The sequence below is a fragment of the Stutzerimonas sp. NM35 genome, assembly GCF_054604355.1.
The window spans coordinates 2,202,854-2,219,223 of sequence record NZ_CM137728.1 but is presented as its reverse complement, the minus strand read 5'-3'; the positions used below and the strand labels follow the sequence as shown (position 1 = coordinate 2,219,223).

4 protein-coding genes and 1 tRNA gene are annotated in these 16,370 nt (G+C 60.7%); 2 read left to right on the top strand and 3 right to left on the bottom strand.

Annotated features, from left to right (window positions below; translation table 11 throughout):
- Positions 1-9: 9 nt before the first annotated feature.
- Positions 10-10,875 (top strand): T1SS-143 repeat domain-containing protein, encoded by a 10,866-nt coding sequence (locus ACYCFC_RS10360; protein ID WP_459653922.1) that lies wholly within the window; start codon positions 10-12, stop codon positions 10,873-10,875.
- 163 nt (positions 10,876-11,038) lie between these two features.
- On the opposite strand, the gene ACYCFC_RS10355 is transcribed toward ACYCFC_RS10360, so the two are convergent.
- The 3 genes from ACYCFC_RS10355 to ACYCFC_RS10345 form a co-directional block, all read right to left on the bottom strand.
- A protein-coding gene (locus ACYCFC_RS10355) for an IS3 family transposase (protein WP_181087218.1) occupies positions 11,039-12,258 on the bottom strand; the annotation gives its coding sequence in 2 pieces (ribosomal slippage) (positions 11,039-11,910 and positions 11,910-12,258; 1,221 coding nt in all).
- Positions 12,259-12,789: 531 nt separating this feature from the next.
- Positions 12,790-12,865: transfer RNA gene (locus tag ACYCFC_RS10350), tRNA-Asn, on the bottom strand.
- Positions 12,866-12,918: 53 nt separating this feature from the next.
- Positions 12,919-14,115: an amino acid aminotransferase gene (locus tag ACYCFC_RS10345; RefSeq protein ID WP_459653921.1), complete on the bottom strand. Its 1,197-nt coding sequence runs from the start codon at positions 14,113-14,115 to the stop codon at positions 12,919-12,921.
- Between the two features lie 237 nt (positions 14,116-14,352).
- On the opposite strand from ACYCFC_RS10345, the gene uvrB reads away from it, so the two are divergent.
- Positions 14,353-16,368 (top strand): excinuclease ABC subunit UvrB, encoded by a 2,016-nt coding sequence (gene uvrB / locus ACYCFC_RS10340; protein WP_459653920.1) that lies wholly within the window; start codon positions 14,353-14,355, stop codon positions 16,366-16,368.
- The last annotated feature ends 2 nt before the right edge of the window (positions 16,369-16,370 follow it).

Genomic DNA, 16,370 nt, shown 5'->3' with positions numbered 1-16,370 from the left:
GAGGTCCATATGAACACTCTGGCAATTGTTGTCTCTCTCGTTGGCCAGGCCTGGGCCCAGGCCGCCAATGGCGATCGCCGTGAACTTAGGGTTGGTGACCGCCTGCGCGGCGATGAAGTGCTGATCACAGCGCCGGGCGCCCAGGTGGATCTCGACTTCGGTGACAACCAGCTGCTGAGTTTCATCGGCGAGCAGAATGCCCTGGTCGATGACGCCATCGCCCTGACCACCATGCAGGTTCCGGCGCCTGCCCCGCTGAATATTCGTCAACAGGCCGAACGGCCACTCGATTCGAACGCCCGCGATGATGAGCCGAGGGCCGAAGGCCATAACTTCGTCCAGCTGGTACGCATCGGCGAGATCATCGAAGCCGACGGCATCACCCCGCTTACTGTCGCCCGCATTCAGGAATTGCTGCGCCCGATGGGCATGAGCCTGCCTGATCGTGTATTCGAGCCGGAAGAATGGCGGGAGCATCGGGGCGGCTCTCTGCGTCACGAAGATGATCCCGAGCCGCGCACTCCCGGCGTATCCATCGAGCTGCAGGGCGCTGGTCCTGATGGGATCTATAACGAGGCTGAAATCGGCCCGGACGGCACCGTTGCGGCGCTGATAATCCTGGATGACAAGGTTCGGGTTGGTGACACGCTGGTGGTCACCGACAGGAACGGCAACGAACTGCTCAATCGTCCAGTGACTCAGGACGATCTGGACAATGGGATCATCGTTCAGGTGCCGGTGTCACCGGGTGACACCGATGTGCCGGTTACCGCCACGATCACCGAGCCTTCCGGCAACAGCGGCAGTGCCACTGACAACAGGCCAGTGAATGCCACGCCGCCTTCGGGCATGGTGCCGGACCGGAGCGACGTGGATGCGGATATCATCGATCTGGATCTCTCGCCCCTCGTCAGCGACAACAGCGGCGGTCCGTTGAAGTATGAGGCCACGGGACTCCCGGATGGCCTGACCATCGACCCCGATACCGGCAAAATCACAGGCTCCATCGATCGCTCCGCCAGTCAGAATGGCCCGAATGACGATGGCCGTTACCCGGTCACCCTGACCGTTACCGACCCGTCGGGCAACAGCACCGAGATCACTTTTATCTGGACCGTGACCAATCCCGGGCCAGCAGCCAGGGATGACGATGCGACGACCCCAGAGAGTACTCCGGTCAGTGGCAATGTGCTCACGGGCGCTGGCTCGACCGTTCCGGGTGCCTCTGCCGACAGCGATCCCGACGGCGATCCGCTGACGGTGACGACCTTCGTCGTGGCCGGCGATCCTACACAACATACGGCTGGCAGTACGGCGACGATTCCCGGCATCGGTACGCTGATCATCAATGGCGATGGCAGCTACACCTTCACGCCCGTGCCGGGCTGGAACGGCACGGTGCCGACCGTTACCTACGGCATCAGCGATGGTGAGGGTGGCAGCGACAGGGCGAATCTGGTCATCGAGGTCACGCCGGTGGATGATCCGGTCATCGTCGATGTGCCGGTCGTACACCCCGTCAATCCTCAGGCGGGGAACGTCGAGGACCATGTGGTGTTCGAGAGCGGTCTCGTAGACGGTTCCAATCCGAATACGCCCGATACCCAGGTCATCTCCAGTTTCACCATCAGTGCGCTGGATGGCCTCGATTCGACCGTAGCGCTCACCATCGGCTACAAGGATGCCAGCGGCACCGGTCAGACCCTGACCTTGAACAAGGCTCAGGTGGAAGCGCTTGGCACGACTCCGCAGACTATCACCACCGAATACGGTGAATTGGTACTGGATGGCTACAGCAAAGGCGCCGATGGCCTTGTCCGCATCGACTACAGCTATACGCTGAAAAACGCGCCCGACGTGTCGGCTACTGACATCAGCGATGTATTCGACATTTCGGCTAACGACAGCGATGACGACAGCGACAGCAATATCCTGAATATCAAGATCGTCGATGATGTGCCGGTAGCGGTCGATGACGTCAACAGCATCTGGGAGGACAGTACTCCGAACCCGATCAGCGGCAATGTCCTGGGCGGCAGTGGGGCGAGTGCCGGTGATATGGCAGACAGCCAGGGCGCGGATGGCGCAGCTATTTCGGGTGTGCAGGCCGGCAGAGTAGCCGAGGGTACGCATGTGGCCGATGGAGGCCTGGCCACGGTCATTACCGGCAAGTACGGCACGCTGACGCTCGACGCCAATGGCAGCTACACCTATGAACTGGACAACAGCAATCCGATCGTCAACGCACTCAGGACCGACGAAAGCCTGAACGACGAAGTGTTCAGCTACACCCTTACTGACAATGACGGCGACAAATCCACCGCCACCCTCACCATCACCATCCATGGCCATACCGATGGCATCCCCGTCGTTACCGTCACCGACCATAACGGGCTCGAGGCAGGGGTCAACAGCATTGCCGAGGATGCCGCCACACCGGTGACCGGCGAGTTCCAGATCAGCGCGCCGGATGGTCTCAAGCACATCATTGTCGGCGGGCAGACTGTCACGGCCAGCGAACTGGCGGCGCTGGACACCACGCCCAGAGTGATCCCCGGCTCCGAGGGCACCCTGAGGCTGACGGGCTACGACCCGGCAACAGGAACGGTGAATTACAGCTACCAGCAGACCGGCACCAGCAAGGATCATGGCGGCGGCGATGTGACCGATCGCTTTCCCATTACCGTGACCGACAATGCCGATCAGACCTCCGCTCCTGTGGACCTGATCGTCCTGATCACCGACACCGTGCCTGTAGCCCACCCGGACACCGGAAGCATCACTGAAGATGCCGCAGGGCCGCTGCGAGGCAACGTCGTCACTGACGCGGGCAGCGGAGAGGACGAGCTGGGCGCAGATGCAACGTTTGTTGTAGGCGTCGCCGCAGGCATCGAAACCAGCGAGCTTGCTGGCGGTATTGCGGGCGCCGGGGTGAGCGGGCAGTACGGTCTTCTGGTCCTGAACAGCGATGGCAGCTACAGCTACACGCTCGATAACAGCAACCCTGCGGTCAATGCGCTGAAGGATGAGGATCATTTGATCGAGACGTTCAGCTATACCATCAGGGACAGCGATGGTGACTGGAGCACTACCACCCTCACCATCACCATCGATGGCGTAACCGATGGTTCGCCGAGCATCGTGCCGCAGGATACCAATGGCGCGGCGATCAGCGGCCACGTCACGGTCATGGAAAGCGGCCTGGCGAACGGCAGCGATAGTATGGCTGACAGTGAAATAGCCAGTGGCACCATCAGCATCAATGCCGCTGATGGTTTGCAAAGCATCAGCGTTGGCGGTCAAGTCTTTACGGTGGCCGAGCTCCAGGCGCTTGCAGCCAACCCGTCGGCTCCCATCAACGTCACCGGCGGCACTCTGGTTCTGACCGGTTTTACCGCCACTGCCAGCGTGGGCGAAGTGCCCACTGCTGGCAATCTGAGCTACACCTACACCCTCACCGAGCAGCGTACCCACGGCAGCCCGGGCAATGACACGCTGACGCTGGATATCCCGCTGAGCGTGACGGATGCAGGCAATATCACCAGCAACGGTACCTTGACTGTCCAAGTGGAAGATGACGTGCCGCAGGTGAGTACGGATGCGGCGCAACTCGGCCATCTGGTGGTGGATGAAACGGATTTTGTAGCTGGCTCCGTCAGTGCGATCGATACCGATTTCGTGCAAGACGTATTCGCTATCCACTACGGCGCCGATGGCGCAGCAACCAACAATGCGCTCATCTATGCCTTGGACGTCGCCAGCCCAGGCGTGGCCAGCGGTGTCGTCGATACCGCCACCGGTCAAGGTGTGTACCTGTACAAGGAGGGTAGCGATATTGTCGGTTTGGTCGGCAGTGGCGGTGTGGCCAACGCCTCGGGGACGGAAGCCTTTCGTATTGCCATCGACAGTGAAACAGGCGCGGTGACCCTGACCCAGAAGCGTCCCCTGCAGCATCCGAACGTAAATGATCATGATGATTCGCTGACTCTCGCTTCCGACGCTATCACCCTGACGGCAACGGCCACCGATGGCGATGGCGATGTCGCCTCCAGCACAGCGGTCGAAGTGGGAGGGCGGTTTACCTTCAAGGACGATGGCCCCCGCATCAGCGCCCAGCCCGCGTCGGCGACTGTCGATGAGGCCAACCTGGCCAACGGCAGTGATCCGGATGTGCCGCAGACCACCGTCAGCGCTTCGTTGAATGTGCAGTTCGGCAGCGACGGTGCTGGCGATGCCCAGTTCACACCAGCTACTGCGGCAGCGCTGGAGGCTCTTGACCTGGAATCGAACGGCCAGACGCTGAGCTATGTCGTCAGCGCCGACGGTCACACCTTGACGGCCTATCGTGGTGGCGAGAGCGTGGGTAATGAGGTCTTTACCGTCGTCATCACCAACCCGGCGACCAATCCGGGCTACGAGTTCAGGCTGCACAAACCGCTGGATCACGTCGATGGATCGAATGCTCCGGTTGATGAGTTCGATCTTGTATTCGGCCAGGTGCGTATCACTGATCGGGATGGCGACCAGGTGCATACAAGCTTTACCGTCACTGTCCTCGATGACACACCCGACGCGACTCAGCCACGCCGTGTCGAAGTGGACGAAGACGATGCGATTACCTTCAACACCAACGCCGATGCCGTCGGACCTGTAGGCGGCGTGGGCGGCAATACCACCATCGGTGATGGCAGCAGCGGGACGGTCGCACCTTCCCATGGCACCGCCACGGTCAACCCCGATGGCACCATCACCTACGTTCCGCATGGCAATTACAGCGGCACGGATACCTTCACCTACACCACGGTGACGGATAACGAGACCAAGACCTTCACCATCGAGGTGACGGTCAACCCGGTAGCCGATGCGCCGGATATGGACGGTACGGGGCCCTCGACAGGAGGTGACGTTACCCTTGCCGATGTCAGCACTCTGGAAGATACAGCCGTAGCGCTGGGCCTGAAGGCGCCCATCATCACTGATGCCACCGACCAGAACGTTGCAGCGGTCGGCGATGCAGCCGAACGCCTGGGCGCAATCACCCTGGAGTTGACCGGTGCGCAGGTCAATGGCGTGAAGCTGACGGCGGCAGCTGATGGCTCTTCGGGTGCGGTGGATATCACGTACAGCGGTCCCGTCACCATCTGGCTGACGGACGCGCCGCATCCTGCCGATATGACACCACCGGTTGGCGCCGTGCAGATGACCTCGGCTCAGTTCGAGGCGTTGCAGCTGCTGCCGGTTGTACACCGCGGCGACAATATCGACGTCAGCGTGAAGGCCACCAGCCATGAAGTGGATGATGCAGGCAATATCGCCGTGGTGAACGGTACGCCGGTGCCCGGCGCAACATCCGAGGCCACCTTCAAGGTGTGGGTGCAGGCTGTGACCGATGATGCTGAGCTGGTGTTCGACACTGGCGTGGTTAGCGGCACTGACATCGACAGCGTGACCTATACCGACAATACGCAAGCCACCGTCACGCTCAAGGAAGACACCACCTTCCGCCTCAACGACATCCTGCAAGCGCAGTTTGCCGACCTGGACGGCTCCGAGGTGCGCTCGATCACCATCACCAACACTACCGGGCAGGCGGTCCTGGTCGATGGCACGCAGCTGGCGACGGGTGGTGTCCGGACGATCAACGCTAGGAGCGGCGCCAATGGCCAGACGGGAGACCTCGACAGCTTCCCGGATATCCGCATCGGTGCGGTCGGCGACTTCAGTGGCGATCTGAATGGCATCGTGATTGCCATCAATGCCCAGGACAAGGACGCAGATGGCTTCCAAGGCACTGCGGGCAACGCATCCAATCCGCCGGATGGCGTTGCCGAGGCAGATACCAGCAATAATAGCGTTACGCTGAACCTGCGTGTCGATCCCGTGGCCGGCGATGCCGAGATCCAGGATGTTATCGGCTCGGAAGACACCGCCATCGCATTCCTCAGCGGCATAGCAGTAACGGACAGCAGCACTGGCAGCGGTGGCGAAATCATCACGGCAGTCAGCTTCAGGGTGCCGGCGGGCTGGACGGTCAGCGCCGATGGAGCGAGCTGGACGCATGACACGTTGGGCACCTGGACAGTGAATGTTCCGGCGGATACAGCGGACTGGTCGCTCAGCGTGGATACCGGCACCGGCACCTATACCGTTAGCGCCGATACCGCTGGCTTCGACCTCAAACCGATACTCGATACGTTCACCACCACACCACCGGCCCACAGCAGCCGTGACCTTACGCTGCAAGACGTGACCGTGACCACGGTGGACAGCAACATGGTCGATGGCGCACCTGTCACCAGTGCCCCTGCAACCACATCTCCAGTTACCTTGCGGATCGAAGTCACCCCGGTGGCCGAGCAGGAAGATAAGGACAGCGCCGGGCCGTTTGGCAACGATGTCACACACAACAGCAGTCATCTCTATACGACTGAAGGTGCGGAAGACACTTGGTTCGTCCTGGGGCAGGAAGGTGCTTTCAACCTTAAAACGGGCTGGAGCAACGAGGACGGGGACGAAGAAACCTATGCCTTGCTGACGCCAAGGTTGATTTTTGGTGATGATCTGGCTGAAGCCAAGGGCTCGCAATTCCGGTTCTCCACCAACGGTGACATGACAGAGAATGGCGGTGCCTGGGAAACACGCACCTTCGATGGCACCACGCCGGTAGAAATCCCGGCGCAGTACCTGGATACCCTGCAGTTCAAGGCCGCGAAGAACTTCTCCGGCAAGTTCGAGATCGATGTCCGGGTCAAGACGGTCGACTACGACGATGACAGCGAGGGCAGTGGCACGCCTTCCGTGTACACCAGCGATGTCGTCGCAACGCTGGAAAACATCCTCATCCTGCCGGTGGCCGACCAGGTTACCCTGGCCGTTCACGGTCTTGCCAAGGGTGACGAAGACACCCGTATTCCGTTGACGATCGAGCCACGCAGCGATGATGAGTCGGAAACCTACACCGTCATCATCGAGGATATTCCGACGGGTGCCAGGCTCTTCTATGGCAATGATCCGGACACTGCCATCGAACTGGCTGTCTCGGGCGGTGCGGCCACCATTGCGAACTTCGATAGCAATATCCTGCTGACGGTACTGCCACCGCTCGACAGCAACAGCGACTTTACCCTCACGGTGACTGCGAAGTCGGTGGATACCATGCCCAATCCGGATGATCCGAGTAATCCGTATATCAATGAGTCCCCGATCGAGACCAAGACCATCCAGGTTCAGGTCAAGGGCGTGGCTGATGGTTTCGATCTGCAAACGGACTCAGGCAATACTTACGCCGAATCCGCAGTGGATGGTGTCATGAACAACCTGGTGCCGTTGAGGGAGCTGATCACCGGGCAAGTGGCTCGCGATACGGATGTTTCGGAAACCCTCAACCTGAAGATCACCCTACCGGACGGCTTCTCGCTGGAGGGCGGCACATGGCTTGGCGATGGCTGGTTGCTGAATGAAAGCCAATTGGCCACCGCCTCGATTCGTGTGCCCGAGCATTTCAGCGGGGAGGTCATCGTCGGGGTGGCCATCATCAGCACGGAAATCGATGGTCACAGCATCAGCGAGCCGACCTCGGTGACCTTCACCATCACACCCGAGGTCGAGAAGACCATGCAGGACTCCAGCGCGTTGCTGGAAGACACGCGCGGCCAGGTGCAGTTCGCGATTCCGGGGGGCGGCGATACCAAGGAGACGCTGACCTCAGTATGGGTCGATGTCGACGATGTTGCCAGCGGTAGCGCTGACTATACGCTGTACTACGGCAGCAGCGGCACCATGACGCTGGCCGAAGCTGCGAACGATCCGGGCATCACGGATGTGGTACTGGACGCTGGCTGGTACAAGCTGAGTGGCAGCGCCATCGGTAATGTCTACGCGCAGGGCGCAGCCAACAGCACGGGCACTTATGACTTTGGGGTGGAATACACCATCGTCAACACCGCCACCAACGGCACGGCGACGGATAGCAGTACCGTTGCCGACAGTCATACCCTGACCATCGATCCGGTCACCGATCCGGCAACTCTGGTCATCACGGGCATCACTTCCAGCAGTGTCGGCCATACCGTCATAACTGGTGGCACGGATGTCGAGGTCACCGGCAACACCGTCCTGACCATTGACTTCCAATTGAGCAAGAACCCGGATGCTAAGGCAGGTGGCGCGCAGGATCACGACGGCAGCGAACGCCTGACCAGCGTGGTGATCGATGGCGTACCGCAGGGCGTCACCATCGTCGGCGCCAGCTACATCGGCAACGTACCGGGAGGTGCAGGCTCCGAAAATACCGGGCGCTGGCTGTTGCCGATCAATCAAGCCATTGACCAGGCTGAGGATGGCACGACGTTCTCCATCGAGTTCGAGCTACTGGCCGCAGCCGACATTTTGGCCGGCCTGAACGATACCCTGACGGTGACCGCTATTACCCAGGATGGCAGCGCGGAGGAGGTAAGCGCTTCTGCTAGCTGGACGCTGACCACTCCGGTCGACGCCTCTGATTTCGAGGATGAGGATGTCTCCGCGACCGAGCCGGTCGAGATCACCGGCTGGACGGTGGACAATATGGCCGCTCCTGGCGTCGAAGATACCGGGTTCCAACTGGGGAACGTCGTGCAGGGTACGCTGGACGGCAGTGGTTCGTTCGCCATCACCATCACCGGTTTCAGCGGCGGCTCGATCGACGGCATGAGCGAAACCATGGTCAATGGCGTACCGACCTGGACGCTGTATGGTTCTGGCGACAGCGTGGCACTGCAGGCGCTACTGGACGCCATCACCATCACGCCGCCGGACGACCGTAACGACAACGGCAGTACCCCCTGGACCTTCGACGTTACCCTGACCACCTATGCCCCCAACGGGGAGCGCAATGTGGAGACGCAGGCGGTAACGCCGCCGCTCGCACCCGCCACCGACCCGGCAGCTGTGACGGTGATGACCAGCGACGTAACCGAGGGCGATGCGGTAACCTTCACGGTGAAAGTGGAACCCGGGGTCGATGGCGCTTTCAGCCAGGTGGTGGATGGCAAGTTGTACCTGCGATTGAACGAGGCGGGCGGGCTGGCTTCGGGCACTCTTACCGGACCTGACGGCGAACTAGCTTTGCAACCGGTGACTGGAGTTGATGGTTTGCCTGACGGTGATTACTACGTCATCGAGAACGTCGGCTTTGGCGACGAGGTTATCCTGACTTATCAAGGGGACGAGCATGCCGCCGGCCAGGTCAGCCTGAGCGCGGCATTCCTGACACGGGAGCAGGGCGCCGAAACAAATGACATCCGGTCTGGTTCCGGCAGTGCCACGGCTGTGGTGGCGCCGGAGAACAGCGGTATCGACTTCACCGATGAGCAGGGCGATTCGATCACCGCACTGACCGCGACCGGTATCGAGGATCAGCGGGTGGAACTGAAGGTATCCGCTGGGCTGAACGATCAGGACGGCTCCGAGGCGATGCTGGCGGCCTTCCTGCGCAATGTGCCGTCCGACTTCCTGGTCTTCATCGGCAACGATGCGGGCAGTGCGACGCTGGCCAATAACGCCGGAGACGGCACCTGGTCCATTCCGCTCACGGGCGGGGCATTGCCGGATTACATTGCCGTGCAGCCGCCACGCAACTGGAGCGGTACGGAATCGGATCTGGAGTTGGTGATTCAGGCCACTGATCAGGGATTGGCGGTCGAGGATTCCACCCTACCAGTCACCCTGGTGGTCGAGTCGGTGGCGGATGGCATCAGCATCTCACCGACCCTTACTTTTGGCGCCGAGGGCGACATCATCCCGATCAACCTCAACGCCGCCATGCCCGACAATGACGGTTCTGAGCTTGCCACCCTGACATTCAAGGGGCTGGGCCTGTACGCTGCCTTCTATGCCGGGACGACCCTGTTGGATGCGAATAGTGGAGTCACCATCAGTTACGCTGAGGGAACCGACACTTACACCGTGATCGGCCTGACGCCGGCGCAGGTGAATACCTTGGGCTTCGTTCAGGCAGCGGACAGTGTGGCGTCGACGGTGCAGGTAAGCGCCTACACCGTTGACGGAGGGGCCGATATGAGCGCTACGTCCTCTGGCAGCTTCGACGTGACGATCCAGGCGAAGGAGGCTACCGGCGGCGCTGATGTGCTGCTCTATGGCGGTATGCCAATCGACGGCCTGGCTGGCAATGACACCATTCAACTGCGCTATGGAGAGAGCCTGAGTGGCAGTCAACTGGCCGCCCACCTGAGCAATATCGAGGTGATTGATCTGAGTGTCGCGGGGGCCAACAGCATCACTGATCTAAGCGTCGAGGATGTGTTCGGGATGACCGATCAGGGCAACACGCTGCACATTCTCGGTGATAGTGAGGACTCGGTAACGCTGGGCGAGGGCTGGACGCAGCAGGGAAGCTCCTGGGTTGGCAATCACAGCGGAACCGAAGTGAAACTCGAGGTTCAAGGCATAGCCGTTGGCCTGAGCCCCAGCGGAGCCGACAGCATTTTTGCTCTAAGCGTCGAGGAGATGACCGGTGAGGACGAGGACAGCGCCCTGAGTATTCTTCATGACAATGAAGACCTGGTGCCGCTGGGTGAGGATTTGATACAGGACGAAGACTTCGGAATAAGTGATCACAATGGAACCGAGGTGGAGCTGCCAGTGCAGGACAGCGTCAGCGATGACCCAAGTACCAGCAGCGACAATGACATCCTGGTTCTGAGTGCTGAAGATGTATTCGAGATGCCCGATCAGGGCGACATCCTGAGCATTCTCGGTGATAACGAGGACTCGGCGGCGCTGGGCATGGATTGGGCGCAGCAAGGAAATTCCTGGGTGAGTGGTCACAACGGAACGGAAGTGAAGCTGGAGGCACAAGGCATAGTGATCGACTGATCCTGTCCGGCTGCGATCTAACCCCGTTCCCCATCAGGGGAGCGGGGTTAGATTGTGCCTGCAAGCAAGCTCAGCATTCGGCCCACCCATCATATGCACTTGGGTGGTTTCCATCGTGTCTAGTCCTGAAATAGGTTTACACCGATTCAGCTAGATTTCGGTACTAAAACGCCCGATGCACGGCATCGGGCGTTTTGTATTTCAGAGACAGATGCGGTCGTTCCGTGTTGTAGACCTCGATGGCTTCCCTGACCATTGCTCTTGCCTGCTTCAGGTCACCGGGGCTACGCAGCATCAGTTCATTCTTGAGTGTTCCGTTTACTCGCTCGGCGAGCGCGTTCTGGTAGCAGTCGTATCCGTCGGTCATCGAGCATTGGACGTTGTGGTGCATGTGAAGGGCTTGATACAGCGCTGAGCAATACTGGATCCCGCGATCAGAGTGATGGATCAACACCTGATTGCTGCGGCGCTGCCTCAGGGCATGCCTGAAGGCCATGGCCACGGATTCGGCATGGAGGCTCTCGTGCACGTGATGGCCAACGATCTTGCGTGAGTAGGCATCGGTAACCAAACTCAGATAGAGCGGACCGCTGCGGCTGGGAAGGTAAGTGATATCGGCCACCCAGACATGTTCGGGCGCCGCTGCAGTGATCTGGTCGGGACCAGGTTTGAGCAGATTCGGGTGGCGGTAGAAGCGGTGAAAACTATGGGTTGTCTTGTGGTACGCACGTTTGGGCAGCACCAGTAGACGATGCTCAGTCAGGATCCCGAACAGCCTGTCACGGCCCACTTTCAGGTCATCATTCGATTGGTTGCTCAGCAGATAATGCAGCTTGCGCGTGCCTATGCGCGGCTGACGTAGCCTTACACGCCGGACGTAGCAGGCCACCTGCTCGCTCTGCAGGCGACGCTGATCGGCGCTACGATTACGCTTGTAGTAAGCCTGGCGGCTGATGGACAGAAACTGGCAAGCCCTGACGATGCTCAGTCCTTCAACTTGCTTTTGCGAGAGGACTTGCCGGGTCGCTTTTTTACGATCGAAACACCGTAGTCATTTTTCAGCACATCGACCACGGACTCGAAGAACTGGGCCTTTTGCCTCATGACCTGCAGTTGCTGTTCGAGCTCTTTGATCCGCTGCTCAGGCGTCAGGTTTGCTGGATCGGTCATGACTTCGCTCCTGCCGGGTCGAACCGAAGCCCCCTGACTCCAATCTTGCCGACCATGCTTGCGCAACCATACCAAAACCGTAGACCTGCCCTGGATCCCGTACTGAGCCTGGGCCTGCTTGTAGGTCAGCTCGCCTTTTTCGATCTGGTCGACCACAGCCAATTTAAAAGTCAGTGAGTAATCACGCTGGGTTCGCTTAACACCTTGATCCATCGAGGTCTCCAGGTTCTCGGGGGAAAGGTGTAAACCTTATTCAGGACGGGACATCGCTTACAAAAAAGCCCCAGATTTTCATCTGAGGCTTTCAAATCTCTGGACTCGACTGCGCAGCAGAACGCGCTTCAGCGCGGCCCCGGAGGGGTGAGCGAAGCGAACCACCTGGGACGTAGTCCCTGGTGAGAGTCCTGCAGCCACAAAAAAGCCCGGTATTACCCGAGGCTTTGAATTTGGCTCCGCGACCTGGACTCGACTGCGCAGCAGAACGCGCTTCAGCGCGGCCCCGGAGGGGTGAGCGAAGCGAATCACCTGGGACGTAGTCCCTGGTGAGAGTCCTGCAGCCACAAAAAAGCCCCGGTATTACCCGAGGCTTTGAATTTGGCTCCGCGACTTGGACTCGACTGCGCAGCAGAACGCGCTTCAGCGCGGCCCCGGAGGGGTGAGCGAAGCGAATCACCTGGGACGTAGTCCCTGGTGAGAGTCCTGCAGCCACAAAAAAGCCCCGGTATTACCCGAGGCTTCTGAATTTGGCTCCGCGACCTGGACTCGAACCAGGGACCCAATGATTAACAGTCATTTGCTCTACCGACTGAGCTATCGCGGAACTGCGGTGCGTATCCTACTGTTTATCAAGGGGAAGTCAACCCTGAGCCTGGCTCAAATTACCTGCACGATGGCGTCGGTGACGTGGTCCAGGTTGTTGTGGTTCAGCGCGGCGGCGCAGATGCGTCCGGTGCCGATGGCGTAGACGCCGAATTCCACGCGCAGGCGCTCGACCTGTGCGGCCGTCAGCCCGGAGTAGGAGAACATGCCGCGCTGCTTGGCGACGAAGCTGAAGTCCTGCCGGGCGCCTTTCTCGGCCAGCTGGCGGACCATGCTCAGGCGCATTTCCTGGATGCGGGTGCGCATCTCGCCCAGCTCGGTTTCCCACATGGCGCGCAGTTCGGCGTTGTTGAGCACGGCAGAAACCACGGTGGCGCCATGGGTCGGCGGGTTGGAGTAGTTGGTGCGGATCACGCGCTTGATCTGTGACAGCACGCGGGTCGATTCTTCCTGGCTCTGGGTGACCATCGACAGCGCGCCGACGCGCTCGCCATACAGCGAGAAGGATTTGGAGAAGGAGCTGGAAACGAAGAAGCTCATGCCGGATTCGGCGAACAGGCGCACGGCGGCGGCGTCTTCCTCGATGCCGTCACCGAAACCCTGGTAGGCGATGTCGATGAAGGGCACGTGATCCCTGGCGCGCAGGACTTCCAGCACCTGCTTCCAGTCTTCGGGCAGCAGGTCGACGCCAGTGGGGTTGTGGCAGCAGGCGTGCAGCACGACGATGGAGCGCGGCGGAAGATTGTTCAGGTCTTCGAGCATGGCCGCGCGGTCGACGTCATGGCTGCTTGCGTTGTAGTAGCTGTAGTTCTGCACGGCGAAACCGGCGGATTCGAACAGTGCGCGGTGGTTTTCCCAGCTCGGGTTGCTGATGGCGACCACGGCGTCCGGCAGGAGGCGCTTGAGGAAGTCGGCACCGATTTTCAGCGCGCCGGTTCCGCCCAGGGCCTGGGTGGTGACGACGCGACCCTCGGCGACCAGCGCCGAATCCGCGCCGAACAGCAGGCCCTGGACCGCCATGTCGTAGCTGGCGATACCCTCGATGGGCAGGTAGCCGCGTGGTGCGTTCAGCTCCAGGCGCGCCATTTCCGCCGCAGCGACTGCGCGCAGGAGGGGAATGCGACCTTCTTCGTTGTAATAGACGCCAACGCCGAGATTGACCTTGTTCGCCCGCGTGTCGGCGTTGAAGGCTTCATTGAGGCCGAGAATCGGATCGCGCGGCGCCATTTCGACAGCAGAGAACAAACTCATGGTGGGGAGGCTCGAAGAGAAGAAGGTGAGTGATACAGCACCCTCGCTTCACGCTGAGGGCTGCGGGCAAACGGGCAGGATTATAGCCATCCTGGGCTTTCGTTGCGAATGCCGGGATGGTTTTTCTGCCAGAATCGGTCCGTTCACATGGGCGCACTGCCGACCGTCTTCACTGCCGTGCGGCGCATGAAATGGCACAATCGATACCCCAGCAGGTCCGTCAACCAAGAGGTCCATATGTCGCAGTTCGAATTGGTCACGCGTTTCAAGCCCGCCGGTGACCAGCCCGAAGCCATTCGGCAGATGATCGAAGGCATCGAGGCCGGGTTGTCGCACCAGACGCTGCTGGGCGTGACGGGCTCGGGCAAGACCTTCAGCATCGCCAACGTGATCGCCCACGTACAGCGCCCGACCCTGGTGCTGGCGCCGAACAAGACCCTGGCGGCGCAGCTCTACGGCGAATTCAAGTCCTTCTTCCCACGCAACGCGGTGGAATATTTCGTTTCCTATTACGACTACTACCAGCCCGAAGCCTACGTGCCGTCGTCGGATACCTTCATCGAGAAGGATGCCTCGATCAATGACCATATCGAACAGATGCGCCTGTCGGCGACCAAGGCGCTGCTGGAGCGCAAGGACGCCATCATCGTCACCACGGTGTCGTGCATCTACGGCCTGGGCGATCCGCAGTCGTACCTGAAGATGGTGTTGCACGTCGATCGCGGCGACCGCCTCGATCAGCGTGAGTTGCTGCGCCGCCTGACCGGCCTGCAATACACCCGCAACGACATGGATTTCGCCCGCGCGACCTTCCGCGTGCGTGGCGACGTGATCGACATCTTCCCCGCCGAATCCGACCTGGAAGCGGTGCGCATCGAGCTGTTCGACGACGAGGTGGAAAGCCTGTCGGCCTTCGATCCGCTGACCGGCGAGGTGATCCGCAAGCTGCCGCGCTTCACCTTCTATCCCAAGAGCCACTACGTGACGCCGCGCGAAACCCTGCTGGAGGCGGTGGAGAAGATCAAGGTCGAGCTCAAGGACCGGCTGGATTACCTGCGCAGCCAGAACAAGCTGGTGGAGGCGCAGCGGCTGGAGCAGCGCACGCGCTTCGATCTGGAAATGATCATGGAGCTGGGCTACTGCAACGGCATCGAGAACTACTCGCGCTATCTTTCGGGGCGCGACAGTGGCGAGGCGCCGCCAACCCTGTACGACTACCTGCCGGCCGATGCGCTGCTGGTGATCGACGAGTCCCACGTCAGCGTGCCGCAGGTCGGCGCCATGTACAAAGGCGACCGCTCGCGCAAGGAAACACTGGTGGAATATGGCTTCCGCCTGCCGTCGGCGCTGGACAACCGGCCCATGCGCTTCGATGAATGGGAGGCGATCAGCCCGCAGACCATCTTCGTTTCCGCCACGCCGGGGCCTTACGAGGCCGAGCACGCCGGGCGCGTGGTCGAGCAGGTAGTGCGGCCCACGGGGCTGGTCGATCCGCAGATCGAAGTGCGTCCGGCGCTGACCCAGGTCGATGATCTGCTCTCGGAAATCACCAGGAGTGTGGCCAAGGAAGAGCGCGTGCTGGTCACCACCCTGACCAAGCGCATGGCCGAGGACCTGACCGATTACCTCGGCGACCATGGCGTGCGGGTGCGCTATCTGCATTCGGATATCGACACCGTGGAGCGGGTCGAGATCATTCGCGACCTGCGCCTGGGCGTGTTCGACGTGCTGGTGGGCATCAACCTGCTGCGCGAAGGGCTGGACATGCCCGAGGTGTCGCTGGTGGCGATCCTCGATGCGGACAAGGAAGGCTTCCTGCGTTCCGAGCGTTCACTGATCCAGACCATTGGCCGGGCGGCGCGCAACCTCAACGGGCGAGCGATTCTCTACGCCGACAACATGACCGGCTCGATGCAGCGCGCCATCGACGAGACCGAGCGCCGGCGCAACAAGCAGATCGCCTTCAACGAGGCCCACGGCATCGTGCCGCAGGGCGTGGTCAAGGACGTCCAGGACATTCTCGAAGGCGCCACCGTGCCGGGTTCGCGCAGCAAGAAACGGCGTGGCGAGGCCAAGGCGGCGGAGGAAGCGGCACGCTACGAGAATGAGCTGCGTTCACCCAGCGAGATCACCAAACGCATCCGTCAGCTGGAGGAAAGGATGCTCGCCCATGCCCGTGATCTGGAGTTCGAAGCCGCAGCGCAGACGCGCGACGAGATCCACAAACTGCGCGAGCGACTGTTGCAGGTGTAGGC